Source organism: Arthrobacter ginsengisoli (assembly GCF_031456935.1).
Classification (GTDB): domain Bacteria; phylum Actinomycetota; class Actinomycetes; order Actinomycetales; family Micrococcaceae; genus Arthrobacter; species Arthrobacter ginsengisoli.
In genome coordinates, this window is sequence record NZ_JAVDVQ010000010.1 from 98,230 (window position 1) to 116,963 (window position 18,734).

The 18,734-nt window shown below is 63.3% G+C and carries 17 protein-coding genes; 3 read left to right on the forward strand and 14 right to left on the reverse strand.

The features are described from left to right. Positions 1 to 53: 53 nt before the first annotated feature. The 7 genes from J2X01_RS13015 to J2X01_RS13045 are packed head-to-tail and all read right to left on the reverse strand — an operon-like array spanning position 54 to position 6,659. Entirely contained in the window at positions 54 to 1,040 is a 987-nt protein-coding gene (locus J2X01_RS13015; protein WP_310057867.1) for an electron transfer flavoprotein subunit alpha/FixB family protein, read from the reverse strand. 7 nt (positions 1,041 to 1,047) lie between these two features. Continuing rightward, a complete protein-coding gene (locus tag J2X01_RS13020; protein ID WP_310057868.1) occupies positions 1,048 to 1,821 on the reverse strand; it encodes an electron transfer flavoprotein subunit beta/FixA family protein in 774 nt (257 codons plus the stop codon). Positions 1,822 to 1,855: 34 nt separating this feature from the next. After that, positions 1,856 to 3,070, reverse strand: a complete 1,215-nt coding sequence (locus tag J2X01_RS13025; RefSeq protein ID WP_310057871.1) for a CaiB/BaiF CoA transferase family protein — start codon at positions 3,068 to 3,070, stop codon at positions 1,856 to 1,858. Next, positions 3,067 to 4,305 (reverse strand): CaiB/BaiF CoA transferase family protein, encoded by a 1,239-nt coding sequence (locus tag J2X01_RS13030; RefSeq protein ID WP_310057874.1) that lies wholly within the window; start codon positions 4,303 to 4,305, stop codon positions 3,067 to 3,069. The genes J2X01_RS13025 and J2X01_RS13030 overlap by 4 nt, the downstream gene beginning before the upstream one ends. Next, entirely contained in the window at positions 4,259 to 4,693 is a 435-nt protein-coding gene (locus tag J2X01_RS13035; protein ID WP_310057877.1) for a Zn-ribbon domain-containing OB-fold protein, read from the reverse strand. Before J2X01_RS13035 ends, J2X01_RS13030 begins: the two co-directional genes overlap by 47 nt. Next, on the reverse strand, positions 4,690 to 5,850 hold the full coding sequence (locus tag J2X01_RS13040; RefSeq protein WP_310057880.1) for a thiolase C-terminal domain-containing protein: 1,161 nt from the start codon (positions 5,848 to 5,850) through the stop codon (positions 4,690 to 4,692). Before J2X01_RS13040 ends, J2X01_RS13035 begins: the two co-directional genes overlap by 4 nt. 35 nt (positions 5,851 to 5,885) lie before the next feature. Then, entirely contained in the window at positions 5,886 to 6,659 is a 774-nt protein-coding gene (locus J2X01_RS13045) for an enoyl-CoA hydratase/isomerase family protein (RefSeq protein WP_310057883.1), read from the reverse strand. A 113-nt stretch (positions 6,660 to 6,772) separates the two neighbouring features. Here J2X01_RS13045 and J2X01_RS13050 point away from each other — a divergent pair, with 113 nt between their 5' ends. The 3 genes from J2X01_RS13050 (at position 6,773) to J2X01_RS13060 (ending at position 10,450) form a co-directional block, all read left to right on the forward strand. Further along, entirely contained in the window at positions 6,773 to 7,459 is a 687-nt protein-coding gene (locus tag J2X01_RS13050; RefSeq protein ID WP_310057885.1) for a GntR family transcriptional regulator, read from the forward strand. Positions 7,460 to 7,568: 109 nt separating this feature from the next. Continuing rightward, complete coding sequence (gene tcuA / locus J2X01_RS13055; protein ID WP_310057888.1) at positions 7,569 to 9,032, forward strand: FAD-dependent tricarballylate dehydrogenase TcuA; 1,464 nt, start codon at positions 7,569 to 7,571, stop codon at positions 9,030 to 9,032. Positions 9,033 to 9,040: 8 nt separating this feature from the next. Further along, complete coding sequence (locus tag J2X01_RS13060) at positions 9,041 to 10,450, forward strand: MmgE/PrpD family protein (protein ID WP_310058078.1); 1,410 nt, start codon at positions 9,041 to 9,043, stop codon at positions 10,448 to 10,450. 1,880 nt (positions 10,451 to 12,330) lie between these two features. Here J2X01_RS13060 and J2X01_RS13065 read toward each other — a convergent pair. The 7 genes from J2X01_RS13065 to J2X01_RS13095 all read right to left on the reverse strand — a co-directional run bounded on the left by J2X01_RS13065 (position 12,331) and on the right by J2X01_RS13095 (position 18,644). After that, positions 12,331 to 12,801, reverse strand: coding sequence for an acyl-CoA thioesterase (locus tag J2X01_RS13065; protein ID WP_310057891.1), 471 nt, complete (start codon positions 12,799 to 12,801; stop codon positions 12,331 to 12,333). 81 nt (positions 12,802 to 12,882) lie between these two features. After that, the gene (locus J2X01_RS13070) at positions 12,883 to 14,043 is read right to left on the reverse strand and encodes an acyl-CoA dehydrogenase family protein (protein ID WP_310057894.1); all 1,161 of its coding nucleotides are present in this window, start codon (positions 14,041 to 14,043) and stop codon (positions 12,883 to 12,885) included. After that, positions 14,036 to 14,863, reverse strand: coding sequence for a MaoC/PaaZ C-terminal domain-containing protein (locus J2X01_RS13075; protein WP_310057898.1), 828 nt, complete (start codon positions 14,861 to 14,863; stop codon positions 14,036 to 14,038). The genes J2X01_RS13070 and J2X01_RS13075 overlap by 8 nt, the downstream gene beginning before the upstream one ends. Before the next feature lie 47 nt (positions 14,864 to 14,910). Next, positions 14,911 to 15,651 carry an enoyl-CoA hydratase/isomerase family protein gene (locus J2X01_RS13080; protein ID WP_310057902.1) on the reverse strand — a complete coding sequence of 247 codons (741 nt, stop codon included), beginning with the start codon at positions 15,649 to 15,651 and terminating at the stop codon, positions 14,911 to 14,913. Continuing rightward, positions 15,648 to 17,030, reverse strand: coding sequence for an amidase (locus tag J2X01_RS13085; protein WP_310057905.1), 1,383 nt, complete (start codon positions 17,028 to 17,030; stop codon positions 15,648 to 15,650). The genes J2X01_RS13080 and J2X01_RS13085 overlap by 4 nt, the downstream gene beginning before the upstream one ends. After that, positions 17,023 to 17,784, reverse strand: a complete 762-nt coding sequence (locus J2X01_RS13090) for an SDR family NAD(P)-dependent oxidoreductase (protein ID WP_310057908.1) — start codon at positions 17,782 to 17,784, stop codon at positions 17,023 to 17,025. Before J2X01_RS13090 ends, J2X01_RS13085 begins: the two co-directional genes overlap by 8 nt. After that, positions 17,781 to 18,644, reverse strand: a complete 864-nt coding sequence (locus tag J2X01_RS13095) for an alpha/beta fold hydrolase (protein WP_310057911.1) — start codon at positions 18,642 to 18,644, stop codon at positions 17,781 to 17,783. Before J2X01_RS13095 ends, J2X01_RS13090 begins: the two co-directional genes overlap by 4 nt. Positions 18,645 to 18,734 lie beyond the last annotated feature (90 nt).

Here is an 18,734-nt window from a genome sequence, read left to right on the forward strand (position 1 = left end):
CGCCTTCTTCACGGGGCAGGCCGCGACGGATCGGGCGGGTGGGGACAGCCATGCTACTTCTTCTCTGACTCGAGAGCCGCGATCAGCTGCGGCACCACCGTGAACACATCTCCCACCACACCGAAGTCGGCTATTTCAAAGATCGGGGCATCCGCATCTTTATTGATCGCTACGATCGTCTTCGCTGTTTGCATCCCTGCTTTGTGCTGGATGGCCCCCGAGATGCCAAGGGCGACGTAGAGGTCGGGCGTGACGGAGCAACCGGTTTGGCCGATTTGGTGCGCGTGAGGAATCCAGCCGGCGTCTACGGCAGCGCGGGAGGCGCCCACTGCGCCCCCGAGCACATCGGCAAGCTGTTCGACGAGCGCGAAGTTCTCCTGAGAGCCCAGCCCGTGCCCGCCCGACACGACCGTCGCGGCGCTGCGAAGCTCGGGACGCAACGAGGCCGCGAGCGTTGCCTCGAAACCGGTTATTACGGTCGAGGGTTGCTGTGTGAGCGTCGGCGTGAACGTCTCAACGACCGGGGCCGCGGCATCCGCACGCGAGGTGATTGCGCCGGGACGGACTGTCACAACGAGAGGTCCGTATGTCGCCGCCGACGCGACGTTATAGGCTCCGCCGTAGACGGAGTGGTGTGCGAGGATGCCATCCTCGTCGCGTATCAGCGCGACGACGTCGACTGCGAGAGCTGCCCTCTCTCGAACTGCGAAGCGTCCGGCGAGGTCGCGTCCTTCGATCGAGTTTGACACGAGGACCGCTTCGGGACTGACGAGCGCAACCGCTGCCACCAGGGCGTCGAGTAAGGGTGTGGTCAGCGCCCTATCGACGTCCTCGACCTCAGCTACGAGCACACGCACAGCGCCGAGCGTGCCGGCCTCGGCGGCGAGGCTGGCACCCGTGCCAGGCTTGGCTACGACTAGGGCGACCGGCGTACCGACGTCGGCCGCTGCGCCGATCAGGCCCGCGGCGGAACTCGAGAGCGTGCCGCTAGGGTCTGCTTCGGCGACGACGAGGATGCTGGGGGGGGTGACGTTACTCATGAGGGCCTCACACCAATCGGTTCTCGAGCAGGAACTGCGCCAGCTGTGTGCCGGCCTTGCCGTCATCGACGACTCTAATACCCGCGGCCCGGGAAGGTTTCTCGGCTATCGCGGTCATGATGGATCGGGGTACGACGGGCTCGGCATTCACGTCGAGGTCAGAGAGTGTCCAGGTCTGAAGCGGTTTCTTCTTCGCCGCCATAAGGCCCTTGAAGCTGGGCATGCGAGGATCGGGAAAAGCTTCAGTAATGGACACGACAGCGGGTAGAGGCGCCTCCAGGGCCACAACGCCGCCGTCGGTTGCGCGGGATCCAACAACTCTGTCTGTCGTAAGCGTCCACGCACTTAGGAACGTCGCGTGCGGGGCGTTGAGCCATTCGGCGACCATCGCCGGGATCACGCCTCCTGCACCGTCCGTAGAGAGATTACCCGTTAGGATGAGGTCGAATCCCGCTTTCTTGGCTGCTGCCGCGAGAAGCTCGGCCGTCAGACCGAGATCAGCACCGGCCAGCGCACCGTCGCAGACATGCACAGCTGCATCCGCGCCCATTGCCAGTGCCTTCCGTAGGCTTTTCGGCACAGACTCTGGCCCGGCGCATATGACCGTGACCTCCGTCCCGGGAGTCTTGTCTTTGAATTGGAGGGCCGCCTCCAGAGCGCGCTCTCCCACTTCATCGAGAACGCGGTCTGACGCGTCGCGGTCGGCGAGTCCAGTCTCCAAATTGAGCTTCCGGTCACCGTATGTGTCCGGGACCTCTTTTACGAGCACGATGATCTTCATGAGCTTCTCCTTTTCCACCGTTGCAACGCAGTTTTCACCTGAGGACTCCGCACCGAACCAGTTCGGCAGCTTCATCAGAGCCAATGCCTAAGAACTGCTCCGCCGCTTCGATCGTGTGCTCCCCTAGTAACGGAGCCGGTCGGGACAGGCGCCCAGGTGTCGCGGACAGCTGGAACGGCGGGGACGCGTACGTTGTGCGGCCCATCTCGGGATGTTCAAGGTGCTGCCAATGCTCTCTCGCGATCAGTTGGGGATCGTCGACGAGATCCGCCGCCGTCGAGACCACTCCAGCAGGCACACCCCGCGCATTGAGCGCACGGGCGAGCTGAACAGCGTCGCGCCTGGCGACTGCGTCCGCAACGAGCCCGTCGAGCTCCGCTTCGGCAGCCTTGCGTTCTGTTGCTGAAGCCCAGGCCACCGGCGGCCGAAGACCCAGCTCGACCACGAGGTGGCTCCAATGATCATCGGTCATCGTAGCAATTGCAATCCATCGATCCTCGCCGGCACAGCGATACACATTGTGCGGGGCAGCTGTCGGGTGGTGGTTGCCCCGTCTGTGCTGAGGCCTACCAGAAAGGGATGATTGCAGGATCGCGGCTCCGAGAGCCGAAACCATCGGCTCCACCTGGGCAATGTCAATAGCCTGCCCGTGCCCGGACCGTCTGCTGTGGCGCACGGCTGCAAGTACGGCGATCGCGGCATGTGTAGGATTCGGGATGTGATCGGGGTAGTTCGTCCCGGTGCCGATGGGATCACGGCTGGACTCACCGGTTAGGTCGTGAAGCCCAGCTATCGCTGCCATGGTCGAACCGTATCCGATGTGGTGGCGATGTGGTCCCCCCGAACCCTGCATTGACATTGACAGGTACACGATTCGCGGGTTAATCCCGAGCGCGACCTCCGGCCCCAGTCCAAATCGTTCCATGACTCCAGGGGTGAAGTTGTTGGCCACGACGTCGGCGTCACGGATCAACTCAAGGGCCAGTCGGCGTCCATCCTCGGACTTCAGGTTAAGCGCCATGCTGCGCTTGCTTGAGTTGCGGTCGGCGAAGTATCCGCTGCGGTTCACGCCCGGCAGCCGTCCAGCAAATGGCGGACTGAGGCGTAGACCGTCGACTTTCGCGCTGCTCTCAATTTTGACTACGTCGGCTCCGTGGTCGGCAAGGATCTTCGTAGCGAATGACCCCGCACCGACCCAGCAGAAGTCAATGACGCGCACTCCTTCCAAGGCTCCGGCGTGCGCGGTCATGCGATGCCCGCAGTCTGGTGCTCCCACGCCGCGAGTTCCGCCAGCACGGCGGACGTGTGCTCACCTGGATTGGGCGCGCGCAGACCGCCCGTCCAAGGCGTTCGCGAGAGCAGGTACGGCGCCCCCGGCGCCTCGGCCACAGTTCCTGGCGCCAACTCAATCTCCGTGAAGAACCCGCGGAAGCGCAACTGCTCGTTCTGGAGTACGTCGCTCGTCGTGTTTACCGGGGCGCACGGTACGCGGTAATGCTGGGAGCGTTCGTAAATTTCGTTCTTAGACCGAGACGCGACGTAAACGCTGAAGATCGACGAAAAGGTTTTTATCGCCTCGTCGGATGCGATAAAGTCACGGTCGCCCCAACGATCGCCTTCTAGCGCGTCTACACCATCGACTCCCTCCTCGCGCATCCAGCGCACGAGATTGGGCCAGAACCGATTTCCTCCGATCCCGGCCGCAAGGACGTAGACGTAGCCATCGGCCGTAGTGAAAAGTCCAGTGCCGGCGTTCTTCTGTGCACCGCCAGTACGCTGGCGCACGTGTTGCTCCAGCTCCCAAAATTGCACGGAGTTCTCCAACGCCATCGTGACGCACTGTTGCAGCGAGACATCCGCCAGCTGTCCTTCACCGGTTGCCTCGGCATGCAGTAACGCGATGAGGGCGGCGACCGAGCCGAACGATCCGCCGGCGAACAGCGCCTGTTCCTGTGGTGGGGCGATCGGTGCGCCGTCCGCGTAGCCGCCGAGATACAGCAGGCCGCCTTGGGCGAGGCAAACCAGGTCGGGCGCATCGCTGGCTGCCAGAGGTCCTGTAAGCCCGAACGGGGTTATCGAAACCATCACGAGCGACTCGTTCTCCTGACACAACTCACCGTAGGTTAAGCCTCGATTCTTGAGGATCGGGAGCACATCACCCGTCAGCAGGATGTCGGTCTGTTGAAGAATGCGGCGGAACATGCGAACGTCACCAGGGTCGTCCAAGTCGAGCGTGATCGAACGTTTGCCTGCATTCGTGTATGCGAACCCGACGGATGCCTCATCGAGCGGCTCCGCCCCTCTAGTTGGGGCGCCCCCGGGCGGCTCGACAAGTAGTACGTCGGCGCCGAGCCCTGCGAGGACCTTTCCGCAGTAGTGGGTACGCTCGTTGGCAATTTCCACAACACGCACGCCATCCAGCGCCCGCGTGGCCAGGTCAGGCATTGTATTGGGCCGGCCGAAACCGCGGAAGGGTGACTTCATCAGTCACGGGATCGAACAAGATCTCCACCCGGTCGCCCACTTTAACCGCGTCATTGGGGACACCTACGACATTGGAGAACATGCGTGGTCCCTCGTCCAGCTGAATGAGGGCGACGTTATAGGGTGCCTCGCCGGCGAACGCGCTGTTGTAGACCTGATGAAACACAATGTAGGAGAACACGGACCCGCGGCCGGAAAGTGCCTCCCATGAGTGGTCGGTCGAGAGGCACTGGGGACAGTAGGGGTTGATCGGATACCGCAGGTGCGAGCAGTTTGAACACTCCTGGAGGCGCAACTCATTCCGTTTTAGCGCGGCCCAAAACTCGCGGTTTTCGTCGGTAATGTCCGGAAGCGGTTTGGTGTAGATGGTGGGTGTGGACTCAATCATGAGGAGACTCCGTTCTTACTGAGGATCATCGCGTTTGAGGTGTTGAGGGACATGCCTCGACCGGTCACTAGGCATAGCTCCGCGTCTTCGACTTGGCGGGCATCTCCCTGTCCGCGGATCTGGCGTACGCCTTCAACGATGTGCAGCCAGCCCTCCATATAAGATTCCGAGAGGTTACCGCCCGCGGTGTTGACAGGCAGTTCACCGCCAAGCTCAATTCGGCCGCCCTCGACAAAGGAGCCGCCCTCACCGACACCGCAAAACCCGGCGTGCTCAAGCCACAGAATCACGCTGATAGTGAAGTTGTCGTAGAGCTGGGCGACGTCGATGTCACTCGGCTTCGCCCCCGCCATCTGAAATGCACGCGCTAACGCTTCCTTCTGGTGAGGGACGTACCACCAGTCCTCTCTGCCGACGGTCTCGTTGGTGTAGGCCTGACCCATGCCGGAGATATAGACCGGCGGCTGCTTCATCGTCTTGGCGCGCTCGGCACTTGTGACGATGATGCACACGCCCCCGTCGGAGATGAGGCAACAGTCTAGTAAGTGCAGCGGTTCGACGATCCAGCGAGACGCCTGGTGATCCTCGATCGTGATGAGGTCACGCATGACGGCGTTCGGGTTGAGCGACGCGTGCTTACGACAAGCGACAGCAACTGCGCCGAGCTGTTCGCTCGTCGTGCCGTACAACGCCATATGGCGGCTAGCCGCGACGCCTGAGTTCGCGGCGGCCCCGTACATTCCCCACAACGACCACGGGTCTCCCCAGCCGGAGGCACGACTGAACCGGGACCCGCCGGTCTTAGCGGCGTCACCGAACACGCACGCTACGACGTCGGCCATTCCAGTCTCAACAGCCATCACTGCCTGCTGCACAAGTGCACCGGCGGTGCCGCCGCCCATCACCATGCTCCCAGTGAAGCGGGGGTTGATGCCGAGAGCCTCGCCGACCCGAAGATAGTTGAGGGCACCTTCGGGAGCGGTTGTGCCAGGGAAGGTGAGAAGACCGTCGATTTCCTCCTTGCGCAGCCCAGAATCTTCGAGCGCGTTCTTGAACGCGTCTACGGCCAGCGTCAGTGCGGTCGACCCTGGTAGCCGGCCCTGGGGGGTCGCACCCACGCCGACTATCGCGGTCTTATCGCGAAGTGATGTCGTCATCTACTCGTTCCGTCCTTTGAAGTAATGGGCACCGGTCAGCGCCCCTGATAGTGGGGTTCGCGCTTCTCGGCGAATGCAGTGCGACCCTCGATGCGGTCCTCTGAGTCGCGCAGCAGCCCGAACGCGTAGCGCTCCAGCGCCATGCCGGAGGCGAGAGGCATCTCAAGCGACTGCATGACCAGCTTCTTTGCCGCTACGACCGCCAAAGGCGCGTTGTGCGCGATGCGATGAGCGATCTCATTCGCCCGAGATTGCAGGGCGCCGGGTTCGATCACCTCGCCCACCAGCCCGATCCGAAAAGCCTCCTCCGCGTCGATCCGGTCCCCCGTGAGGATGAGCCGAAGCGCATGCGCACGCCCGACGATGCGCGGCAGCATCTGCGTCCCGGAACTGCCCGGGATGGTTCCCCTGCGAACCTCGGGAAGCCCGAATGTTGCTGTTGACGACGCCACCCGGATATCGCACATCAGTGCGAGCTCTAGTCCGCCGCCGAGCGCATAGCCGTTGATCGCACACACGACGGGCTTCTCGACAGGAAACCCTGCCAGCAGGTGGTCCGAGCGTCCGCCGAACTCCTCGCAGGCCATATTGTCTCCTGTCGGCATCGTCTTCTTCAGATCGGCGCCAGCGCAGAAGGCTTTCTCGCCCGCGCCGGTCAACAAGGCGACGCGGATCTCGGTATCTGATGCGATCTCGGCGTAAACCTGCCTCAACTCCGCTCGCGTTTGGGAATCGATTGCATTCATCGCCTCGGGGCGGTCGATCGTCACCCGCGCGACCTGGGCGTCTTTCTCGAATCGGATCGTCATCCGGCGGCTCCAAACTCTCATTATTCGACAATCTACATTCTATAGATCGTATCTTAACCAAACATTGTAGAATCTGTCGAGTACATGATGAAGATTTTGAAAGGGGGCCATGAATGGATTCGTCCACAGAACAATCGGGTTTTGGGCAAAGACCGTTGAGTAAGGCTGAGTACGTCTTGCAGCGTCTTCGCAAGGAGTTGCAAAACGGCGACATTCTGCCGGGGACGCAGATTCGCCAGACCGAGATCAGTGTTCGCTACGGGGTGAGCGCAACGCCGGTGCGCGAAGCCTTGCGTCGTCTTGAGTCGGAGGGCTTGATCAACTACTCCCCCCACCGCGGAGCCACCGTCACCGAGATGTCGAGGCAGGACCTGCGTGACCTCTATCTGTTCCGAGCCGAGGTGGAGGGCTTTCTCGCCAAGCTGGCCACGGAGCGCGCAAACGGTGAATCGTTGGCGATGCTGCGGAAGCTGCAGGACGATATGCGGGAACTTGTAAAGGAGGGCGCATCGGCAGCTAGCCTGTCGCGGCAAAATCGCGAGTTTCACTTGGCCCTCATGCAGGTCGGCTCCCCCTACATCGCCGATCAAGTGATGCGCCCACTGTGGGAGAAGGCGATCCCCAGCTCTGAGAGCATGTGGGACAGTCGCGGCCATGTCGCCCGGTTCCTGGAGGAGCATGAAGCCGTCCTTTCAGCGATGGAGGCAGGCCAGCCAGAGGAAGCATGCCGCCATATGGCGGAACACGTCCTGGTGGCATTCAACGAGCGGCAAGCGCGAAGCGGCCGTAGCGGGAAGTAGAACAACTAAATATTGATTCCCACTTGTACACCTTGCTTCTATCATGCAGTCTATAGAAGATAGATTCTGTGGCTGGCCGACCGGGCAGCCTCTTGTGATAGGAGCCTTGATGAGTGAGAAATTTGATGTCGTCGTTGTTGGTGGGGCCAGTGCGGGTTACGCCGCAGCCGTTGCCGCAGCGGATGCGGGAGCAGAGCGTGTCCTCGTGCTTGAGAAGGCGGCGCGTGACGACATGGGTGGCAACTGCCGTTTCTCGAAGATGGGCTTCCGCTTCGTCCACGACGGAAGCGACGATCTTTTGACGTTGCTGACCGACAACTCCCGTGAGGAACTGAAGGGCCGCCTGCGTGTCCGCCCCTATACCTCGGACGAGTTCCTCACGGACCTCAACCAGGTGACCAAGGGGCTCATTGACAGCGAGCTAGCAAATGTCCTCGTCGACGACTCGCGCGACGCCATCGACTGGATGACCGACCACGGCCACCAGTGGCTCCCGTGGCCCAAACCCGTTGAGCGCGATGGCTTCCTTGAGTTCCCGCCCGGCACTGTGCTGGGACCTGTCGGAGGGGGCCTCGGGCTTGTCGAGCGGTGGATCAAGATCGGGGAGGAGCTCGGTATTGAGCTCCGCACCAACTCGCGCGTCTCGGAGATCGTGGGCAACTCCCAGCAAGTCACGGGCGTGGTCGTCGACGGTCCCGACGGCCGCTACGAGATCCAGGCTGGTGCGGTCATTTTGGCGAGTGGTGGCTTCCAGGCAAGCGCAGAGCGCCGAGCACGGTACCTGCCCCCAGGCGCTGACCTCATGAAAGTGCGCGGTAGCCGGCACAACACGGGTGAGGTGCTCGATATGGCCGTTGCCCTGGGTGCCGCCACCTCTGGACAGTGGCAAGGCGGGCATGCGTCGCCGATCGACGCCAGCGCGCCTAACGTCGAGGTGGATAACGGAGTGAACCGCTACGCTTACCCGCACGGCATTAGCGTCGACGTCAACGGTCAACGCTTTTTCGACGAGTCCGAGCGGCACCGCACCTACACCTACGCGAAAACCGGATGGGCGGTTTCGCGCCAGCAAGACGGGGTCGCGTTCCAGATTTACGACCAAAAAGCAGTTCCCCTCTTCCCTGAGGCGTACCGCTCAGCGGTGCCCGTCGAGGCTGATTCGATTGGCGAACTCGCCCAGAAGATCGGCGTTGACCCCGGCGCCCTTGAGCGCACCGTCAGAGAATACAACGCAGCCATCGACGACAGTGTGGTTTTTGACCCCACGGTCGAGGACGGCCGCGGGATCGTCGGTCTGACACCGCCGCACACCAACTGGTCGCGACCCATCGTTGACGGCCCATTCCTCGCGTTCAAGGTAACGGGCGGCATCACATTCAGTTTCGGCGGAGTGCGCACCAACCGCGACGCCCAGGTGCTCAACACCGCCCTTGAGCCCATCCGCGGGCTGTACGCGAACGGCGACATTGTCGGCCTTTTCTACCACAACTACCCTTCCACGAGCGGCATGACGCGTAACATCGTCTTCGGTGGTCGTGCAGGTGCGCACGCAGCGACACAGGCGGCCCGATGACGGACACTATGGTGCAGACATCGCCGACTCCTGAACTCGCGCGTTTCGTCGCGAGTACGGCTGACGATCTCCCAGAGCATGTAATCCAACGAGCGCGGGTGCTGCTGCTGGACGGGATTGCGTGTGGGCTCGTCGGGGCGAAGCTGCCGTGGGCGCGTCGGGCGGTCGAGGGCATCGGGCTGGTCGATAACGGGTCAGGTGCGACGCTGTGGGGCTGGGGGCGCTCGGTCTCGCCGGCGGCGGCGGCACTGCTTAACGGCACGTTCGTACAGGGATTCGAACTCGATGACTTTCACGCACACGGCGCCCTGCACTCATCATCGGTCGTGGTCACGGCGGGCCTCGCCGCGGCAGAGGTTCGCGGCGATGTCTCGCTTACCCAGCTGCTCCGCGCACTGGCGCTGGGCTACGAAGTAGGGCCACGGGTGGGCATGGCGATGGGCGGAGGGCGCCTCAGTACTATCGGCTGGCACACGGGTGCGGTGTTTGGTACCGTCGCCGCCGCTGTTTCGGCCGGTACGGTGTTCGGACTGGATGCCGCTCAGATGGAAAGCGCCATCGGCAACGCCGCGACTCGGGCGAGCGGCCTCATGGCCGCCCAGTACAAATCCATGGTCAAACGCATGCACCACGGCATGGCGGCGCAGTCCGGACTCTACGGTGCCGCTCTCGCATCCGCCGGATTCGTTGGCACCGAGCGGGTTCTCGAGCACGAGTACGGAGGGCTCGCGGCAACCATTCTGGGTGAGGTCGAATCTGCTGACTTCGACAAGCTTACGAGCGGGCTCGGCTCCGAGTGGGTAATTGAGACGATCGGGATCAAGAGGCACGCCTGCCTGATTATGCTTCACTCCACTATCGACGCCCTCATCGAACTACGTGCCGAGGGGCTCACAGCGGACAACATCGACCACATCACGATCCACGTAAGCGAGAGCGTTGCACGGCGCACATCGTGGAAAATGGAGCACCCAGGAAAGTCGCTGAGTGCGCAGATGAACCTTCGCTTCGGCGCGGCCGTGGCCCTGATCGACGGCTCGGCGTACGTCGACCAGTTCTCGGCGTCCTCCCTCGCCCGGTCGGAAGTCTGGGACCTGATGGATCGGATTGACGTCGTACACGACGAAGCGATCGACTCACTCGGGCGCGACCGTCGGTTCGTGACGCGACTCGACATTAGCCTCCGCAGCGGAAAAACGATGCAGGTTGAGTCGATTCCACCGCAGGACCGCGAGTTCAGCACGGACGAGGTGATCACGAAATATCGTGGCCTCGTTGCGCACCTCATCCCGGAAAAGCGCAGCCGGGCGATTGAGGATCTCGTGCTATACGGCGGCGGCGATCGGACTGCCGCCGAGTTGGCCGATCTGCTGCGTCAAGAGGCCGCGCCAGCCCTCCCCGACCTTGACGAGGACTGACCCAGGCACTGGTGATTAGTGAGGGTCCACAGTCCCTTTGGAGCGTCCTGCCGCCCTCCGGCAGGCACTCCTCAAGAGAATAGCCGAATTGTAGTTGGCCGGGCTGCCGAAGCCTTGGGCAGTGCGTTTAGATATTAATGCCGTGCTGTCGGCTGAGATCTTGCCCGCCCTAGGGCCGGTGGGATCAACACCTCGAACTAGTCACTCTTTGGCAGACGGGCGGGAGCTCCTGTTCGGCTGCCTGGCCAACGTTCGACTTCGGTTTTCGCTGTAGCGGGGTCGGCAGCGAGCCGCGCGCAAGAAGACCCTGAGTTGTTCTTTGAACCTCTCAACGATCTGAAGGCGGCCGGTCCGATGCTTAGGCCGAACCCTTCTGGGGCGGTGCGCTGCCTTTGCCGCAAGGTTGTCTCCGGCGCGTAGGACTATCATCCGGTGCACCCACCATTCACAACGGCACGGCCATCCAGGCCCTTGACCCGCTCACGGTGCTCGCGCCTCTCCCGGCGATCTCACTGCTGCCATCCTCTGATTTCATACTAAGGAAAGGAACCAAGCTGTCCTCTCTCTTTTGCCCCGCCCGAAGAAAAATGTCCCCCTTGTCAGGAGGCTGGTCCGTACCTTGAGCCAGACGACGCGACTGCAGCCTTGGACAATTTTCCCTCCGCTAGAGCCCATAGACGACTGGAACATGCTGTCGCCCAACGACGAGGTCACTCTCCGCCTCGATGGAAAAGAGGTGACATCGGGACGTGTGGACATGCTCGCCCTAAACAGCGGCGTCCTCTGGCTAATCCAAAACGAAGGCAAAGGACGCGCAATGTTCCACTACGATGAAGGGCTTCTCGTTTTCCGCGTAGGACAAAAATGACACACCCCTCGACCGGGATTTCTAAAGGTCTTGCAGTATTCTCTGACCACCCCACGCGCTTGGTGTAGTACTGAATCCCTTCAACGGTGCCCTCACCCGGGCTTCCCAGGTGACTAGCAGCCTGCGGATGAGCCCAGCCTGCACTTCTTGAGTGTGACGGTCCGTGCGGGCCCTTCGGGCGGGTCGATGGATGCGTGGAGCAGGTGCTGCAACCGCCTGGTTAACAGTGAGGCGGCTGCGGATTGAAGTACACCCCACCCTGATGTCAGGAAGTCCCGCAAACATCGTCAGAATAGGGTCCAAAAGTCGATTCCTGCACACTCATGCTGGGCAGTCTCAGAAGCAAATCTGACAGAAAAGCCCACACGAACATCAAGGGCCCACTCCCCTAAGTCCGCTGTCACTAGGTCTATTCACCACCTCCAGCCAGCCCCGCCGCCCACCGAAGGGCAGCGGCCAACGACTGAGGTACGACGGGAGACCCTCAAATGGTGGAGCTCCGGTCAAATAGCAGTTGACCGGAGCTTCGGTCATTATGCGTACCTGAACCTTATGAATCCCTGTGAAGAAACCGGATAGCGCAACGTCCCCTGCAAAGACGATCTAAGCGGCATGCAGCAAGCGTCGACCGGCGAGGCCCTTCTAATCGCCTTGTATCAACTCGGAGTCCGGTTCGGCCCATTCAAGGACGGCGAGAATGTGTCCCTCGTTGGGGAGTGCCTCTTGTTCGGCCGGGGGGCCGCTTTTGAGACCACGCCCCCAGACCGTCGTCTGGACGCCGATCGGAACGAATGCCTCCAACAGGTCCGTCTGCGAGCCGCTAGGAAAGAACACGCCGTTTAGAACCCATCTGACACTGCTCCCGAGCACGCGAAGGCCCTCGTTACCGTGGTGGAACCGCGCGCAGCGGCGGGACGTCTCTGATGATCATCCCACGCCTGGCACCGCTTGAAAGCAGAACAGTCGCCGACCTCCAGGCACTGATTGCATCACGCGCCCCGGCACCTGTTCTTTAGCGTCGCTCGGTCCGCGCCGGCATTCTAGGGGCACCTTCCGATGGTTGCTCCGACCCAGCCAACTCGCCCGCTGCAACGCGCAGCGCTTCCGGCAAATTAGCGGACTTGAAGGCGCCGCTTGGGCTCGCCTCAACCCAGACATGGCGGGTTTCAACCGTTGCTGCGACGGTGCCGCCGCTGAGGACAGTGGTGCCGAACGTGAAAGAAGACCGGCCGGCGTTGGACACCCACGAGTCGAGTGTCACGATGTCATCTTGCCGGATGGAAGCGGCATAGCTGGCTGAACAGTTCACAATGGGCAGGCCGCGGCCTGAGGCCAGGATACGGCTCAGGGGCATGTAGCGTTGGGCCAGCCACTCAGAAAAGCTCTGCTCGTGCCAGCGGAAAACGGCGGCAAAGTAGATCACCAGGGCAGAATCAACGTCGCCCAGCGCCACATGGTGCTTTCTGGTGTGTACCGGCTTCACTGTGATCCCCTTTGGACGCGACTAACCGCCGCAGTGCAGGAAGGGGGTGGCCACGTTGCGGGGCCACCCGTGGAGGAAGATTTAGCGGAAGGCGGGGACGCCGGTGAGCTTGTTGCCCAGGATGAGGGTGTGGACCTCGTCAGTGCCTTCGTAGGTGCGCACGGATTCGAGGTTATTTGCGTGGCGCAGTGGTGAGTAGTCCAGGGTGATGCCGTTGCCGCCGAGGATCGTGCGGGCCTCCCGGGCAATCTTGATGGCCTCGCGGCAGTTGTTCAGTTTGCCCACCGAGATCTGCTCTATCTGCAGCGTGCCGGCGTCCTTTTTGCGGCCCAGGTGCAGGGCGAGCAGGAAGCCCTTGTTGATTTCCAGGGCCATGTCCACGAGCTTCTGCTGGGTCAGCTGGTATCCGGCCAGCGGTTTGTCGAACTGCATCCGTCCCTTGGAGTAGTCCAGGGCGGCCTCGAACGCGTCGCGGGCCGCGCCCATGGCGCCCCAGATGATCCCGTAGCGGGCCTCGTTGAGGCAGGAGAAGGGGCCCTTGAGCCCGACGACGTTCGGCAGTACCGCGGTTTCGGGCAGGCGCACGTCAGTCAGGTCGATGTCGCACTGGATGGAGGCGCGCATCGACAGCTTCGGTTCGATCGGGGTGGCCGTGAATCCGGGGGTCGACGTCGGCACGACGAAGCCACGCACGCCCTCCTCCGTCTGGGCCCAGATGACGGCGACCTGGGCCACGGAGGCCAGACCGATCCAGCGCTTGGTGCCGTTGAGCACCCAGTCGCCACCGTCGCGGCGGGCGAAGGTGGTCATGCCGCCCGGATCCGACCCGGCAGTGGGTTCGGTCAGCCCGAAGCAGCCGATCGCCTCGCCTGTGGCCATCGCCGGCAGCCACTCCTGTTTCTGCTCCTCGGAGCCGTGCTTGTAAATTGCGCTCATTGCCAGGGAGCCCTGCACCGAGACGAAGGTGCGCAGCCCCGAGTCCCCGGCCTCCAGTTCCGCGCCGGCGAGACCATAGTCAACGGCGGAACGTCCGGCGCAGCCGTACCCCTTTAAATGCATACCGAGCACGCCGAGCTTGGCCAGTTCCGGGACGATCTCCAGCGGGAAGACGGCCTTTTCATACCAGCCTGCGATGTTCGGTTTAATCTCGCTATCCACGAAGGACCGCACGGAATCCCGCAGCGCACGCTCGTCGGCGGTGAGGAGGGAATCAAAGTCAATCAGGTCGCTGATATCAGACATTGTTGGTGCCTTTCATGGTGGTGTGGAAGGTGGCCGTGCCACCGGACAAGACGCCAGTTTCGCCTGCTGTTCCCTCAAAATAGACGCGACCTTCCTGACTTGCGGAGGAGATATGGAGCTTCTGTCCGGGCAGTACCGGGGCGGAGAGGCGCACATCGAGCTCCTGCAGGTCGGCAGGATGGGCGCCAACCTGTTCAGCAATTTCCCTGGCGGCGATGCCCAGCGTGCAGAGGCCATGAAGTATCGGACGGTCAAAGCCGTTGGCCTCAGCCACCGCGGGATCGATGTGGACCGGATGCCGGTCACCGGTCAGGCGGTACAGGACAGCGAGGTTCAGTGAGGTCTGGAACTCGGTCGAGTGCGTCGGTTCAGGGCGTTCCGCCGTGGACGAGGACGGGCCGCGGGCGCCGCCCCAGCCACCCTGGCCCGGCAGGAAGATGTTGTACGTGGCGGTGAAGAATTCCGAGGTCGCCTCGATCTCCACGATTGATGCCTTGCCCTTGTCGTAGACATTGGCCACGCGGCCGCTCATCACGATAGAGCCCGACGTCGGCAGCGGCTTATGCACGACGAGACGCTGGGAGCCATGAAGGGAGCGCTGGGGGTCGTAAGCACCGAGCCGGCCGGCGGCCTCCACGGCCCAGAGGCCCAACGCGCACGCGTAGGTCGGCAGGGTGCGCAGGTCCCGTTCGTACACGAGGTCAAGGTCTTCAGGGGCGGCACCGACCGCCAGCGCGTAGAGGATGACGGACGTATCGTCGTAGGTCGCAGTGTGCTCGCCGAGGTCTGCGCCGGCCAGATCTGCAAGCGAAAGGGTCATGGTGGTGCTCATCGGTAGGCTGCCTCTCCATTGGTGGTTAGCGGGTGTTAGGTATGTCGGGCTTGGGCTTGCCGGATGGCCTGCGCCCGGGCGGGCGAATCGAGCAGGTTCTTCCGGCGTTGCTGCCACGTTGCCTCGTCATATTGGTTGGCGTCGAGCGAGTTCAGGAGTTCACGCGTGCTGGCCAGGGCGTCGAGATGGTCCGGTGACAAGGCGGCCAACGCCTGGGTTGCCTTGTCGAGCGCTGTGCCTGTGGGGACCACCTTGCTGAACAGCCGGGCCTCGACGGCGTCGGCTGCGTCAAAGCGTTCGCCCAGCAGGAGCATTCGACGTACTGTGTCCCGGGGAAACGTTCCGGCCAGCCAGGCGATGGCGCGTGGGCTGTAGAGCAGGCCGAGCCGGACGGCGGGGATCTGGAGGAAACTCCCGGCCCCCGCAATGCGGAGGTCGCAGGCGAGTGCGAGATGCGCTCCGGCACCAATGCAGGGGCCCTCGACAGCCGCCACGACGGGAATGGGACTGGACATGATCGCCTCCACGACGCGTTCCAGCGCGTCGTCGAAGTCGATGTCTCTGCTTGTGCCGGTCAGGTTGGTGAAGTCCGCTCCTGCGCTGAAAGCGCCGCCTGACCCCGAGATGACGATCCCGGTGGCTCCGTCGGTACCCTCGGTGAGGGTCTTCGACAGCTCAGCGAGCAGGTCGAAGGACAAGGCGTTCCTGCGCTCCGGTGCGTCCAGGACCAGCGACACCACGTCCCCGATGCGCTCCTTGGCCACGTACCGGCTCATGGCGTCGGCGCCGCCGCGCGGCTCCAGCGGGACACCACGGCCAGGCGGTCGAAGCTGATCGCTTCCTCGATATCTTCCGAAATGTCGAGCAGCAGCTGCTCGGCTCCGGCGGCCACTACCAACTGGGCCCCGACGGGCAGGCCATCCGCGAACCCGCAGGGCACGGACGCGGCCGCCACGCCGGCGACGTTGAAGGGAACAGCGAACGGGAAGGGTCCCCACAGCTGGTCCACCTTCCGCCCGTCGATGTGCGACGGACGCTCGCCCAGCGGAAACGAGGGAACCGCCGTCGCAGGTGTGAGGACCACGTCGTAGTGTGTGAAGAGCGCCGCGATCCGCAGCCGGTACTGTGGCAGCAGTTCGTGGGCCCGTGTCACCGCTGCCGGATCCAGGGCGAGGGCCGCCCTCAGGGAGGACCGTTCATACTTGGTGAGCTGGTCAGCGTGGCGGACCAGCAGGTGACCGCGTTCCCGGTGTTCGTCCTCGAGGACGAGCGGGCCGAAGACATCGTTCCAGCCCTCGAGCGGCAGGTCGGTGGGGATGACCTCGTGCCCCAGCGCGGACAGCTGCTGGGCCACGGTATCCAGGGCTTGTGCCACGCCGGGGTCGACGGGCATGCCTTCGGGCCGGGCGCAATACGCGACGCGCAGTTTTCCCACTGACCTCCTGGAGTAGTCACGGCCGGCGAGTACGCCCAGCAGCGGCCTGGCATCGGCCACCGTGCTGGTCATCGGTCCCGCACCGACGAAGTCGGTCATGGCTCGGAAGCCCTTCTCGTCCGGGCACAGCCCGGGTGACGTCTTGAGACCGTACACACCGCAGAAGGCAGCGGGAATGCGGATCGATCCGCCGCCGTCGGACCCCACGGCAACGGCCGACAGCCGGGCTGCCACGGCGCTTGCCGAACCGCCGCTGGAGCCTCCGGGTGTCCTGGTAACGTCCCACGGGTTGCCAGTGTCCGGCCCCAGCAGATTGTCGCTGGTGGCCGACTGGCCGAACTCGGCGGTGTTTGTCTTGCCGGTGAACACACTGCCGGCGGCCCGGAGGCGGCGGACAACGCCGGAGTCGGACTTGGCGACGATGTCGCGGTAAACAACGGAACCGAGCGACGTCGGGATGCCGGCCACATGGAAGGCATCCTTGACGGCGACCGGTATGCCCGTGAGGGCACCGGCTGGCTCGGCTGCCGCGAACTGGCGTTCGGCCTTCGTTGCCTGGGCCAGCGCCGTCTCGGACATCACGGTGACGAAGGCGTGAAGGTCCTGGTCGACGTCATCGATCCTTTCGAGGAAGGCTTCCGTGACCTCGACGGGGCTGAGATCACGACGCCGGTATGCGGCGCCCAGCTCCGCCACGGTGAGGTTGATGACCTCATCCATGGGGATGCACCCCTCCGCTCACGCCGTAGACCTCACCCGTGATGTAGCCGGACTGGTCGGAGGCAAGAAATGCCACGAGACCGGCGACGTCCTCGGGCTGGCCGATGCGGCCCACCTTGGAACGGTTCTCGGCGTAGCCCGTGAAGAACTCTTCTGGATAGATCTTCCGCAGGAAGTCGTTGTAGATCAGGCCGGGCGTGACCGCATTGGCCCGGATGCCGTGCTTGCCGTTCTCGGCGGCGGTGACGCGGGTGAGGGCCAGGACGCCTGCCTTCGCAGCGGAGTAGGCTGCCCCGTGTTCAGTGGAGGTCTCATAGGCGGCAATGGAGCTGATGTTAACGATCGCTCCGCTGCCCGCCTTGATCATGTGCGGCAGCGCGTAGCGTGTGCAGAGGAATGTGCCGGTGAGGTCGACGTCGAGGCACTTCTGCCAGGTTTCAAGGGACATCTCTGCGACCGGCTCGATCTTCGACCAGCCGGCGTTGTTTACCAGGACGTCGATGCGCCCGCGTTCGTCCATGACTGTCTGTATGGCCAACTGCACGGCCGCCTCGTCCGTGACATCCAGAGGAACGGCAAGGAAATCCCGGCCGTGCTTTTCTGCAAGGCGCTCGGCTGACTCCTTGCAGCGGCGTTCGTGCGCGTCGGTGACCACAACGTCGTAGCCGTCCGCAGCCAGGCGCTCCGTGATGGCCGCCCCGATGCCGGCTCCAGCCGCTGCGGTAACGATTGCTACTTTCCTGGGTTCACTCATTTCTTCTCCTCTAAAGTGTTGGTGTGCTGGCTGGTGGTGCCGTTTCCTGGCACCGGCCGGTTACTTCCGGCGATCGTCTCAAGCAATACCTGCGTCACGGCCGAGGGGTTGTCGACGTTCATCAGGTGACCGGCGTTCGGGACCTCCCGATACGTGACGTCGGACAGTCCATCGACGATGATCCGGGCCGCCTTGGCCGGGCAGAACGCATCGTGGTCCGCCCCGACAACATCTACGTGGGTGGTGATACCGGTGAGCCTCGGCGTCAGCGGTGACTCGCTGAGGGCCGCCATGGCGCGTGAGGCATTGACGTAGCCGGACCCGTCGCCGATGGCTGCGAGTCGCGCTTCCGTGACGTCGTCGAGCTCGTCCGTGGCCGCAAACAGCGCGGCTGCGGTATCGCTTCGGATGGCGTCCCGGAACTCCCGCGTGGTCGGGTCGGCAGCCATCTCGATGCGGTTCAGATAGAACTGGGCAGCGCTTCGACCCACGACGGAAGAGGTGCCCAGGACCACTGTCCGGCGCACCAGGTCGGGCCGTTCGGCGGCGGCCCACAGCGCGATCGTTCCGCCGAGGGAGAAACCCACGACGACGGCCGGGCCGGTGACCTGTTCGAGGAAGCCGACCAGGTCCTGCCCGAGCTGCTCCAACGTGCCGGCGGCCTCGCCGGCAGAGGTGGCGCCATGACCGCGAAGGTCGTACGCGAACGTGTGCAGGCCGGACAGGTCGGTCTGCGTGCCGCTCCAACTGTCCCTTCCCTCGGCAAGCCCGTGGATCAGGACCACGGGACCTACGCCGCTCTCGGAGTCACCCGCTTCCGAGTACGCCACCTTGATGTCGTTGATGGCAGCTATCTTCATGTGCGCTCCTGAAGGTTGTCTCGCGGTACGCGCCGCTGCGTCAGATGGTGAGGGGTTTGTCTCTTCATGGCTGTAATTTCGGCCACATCT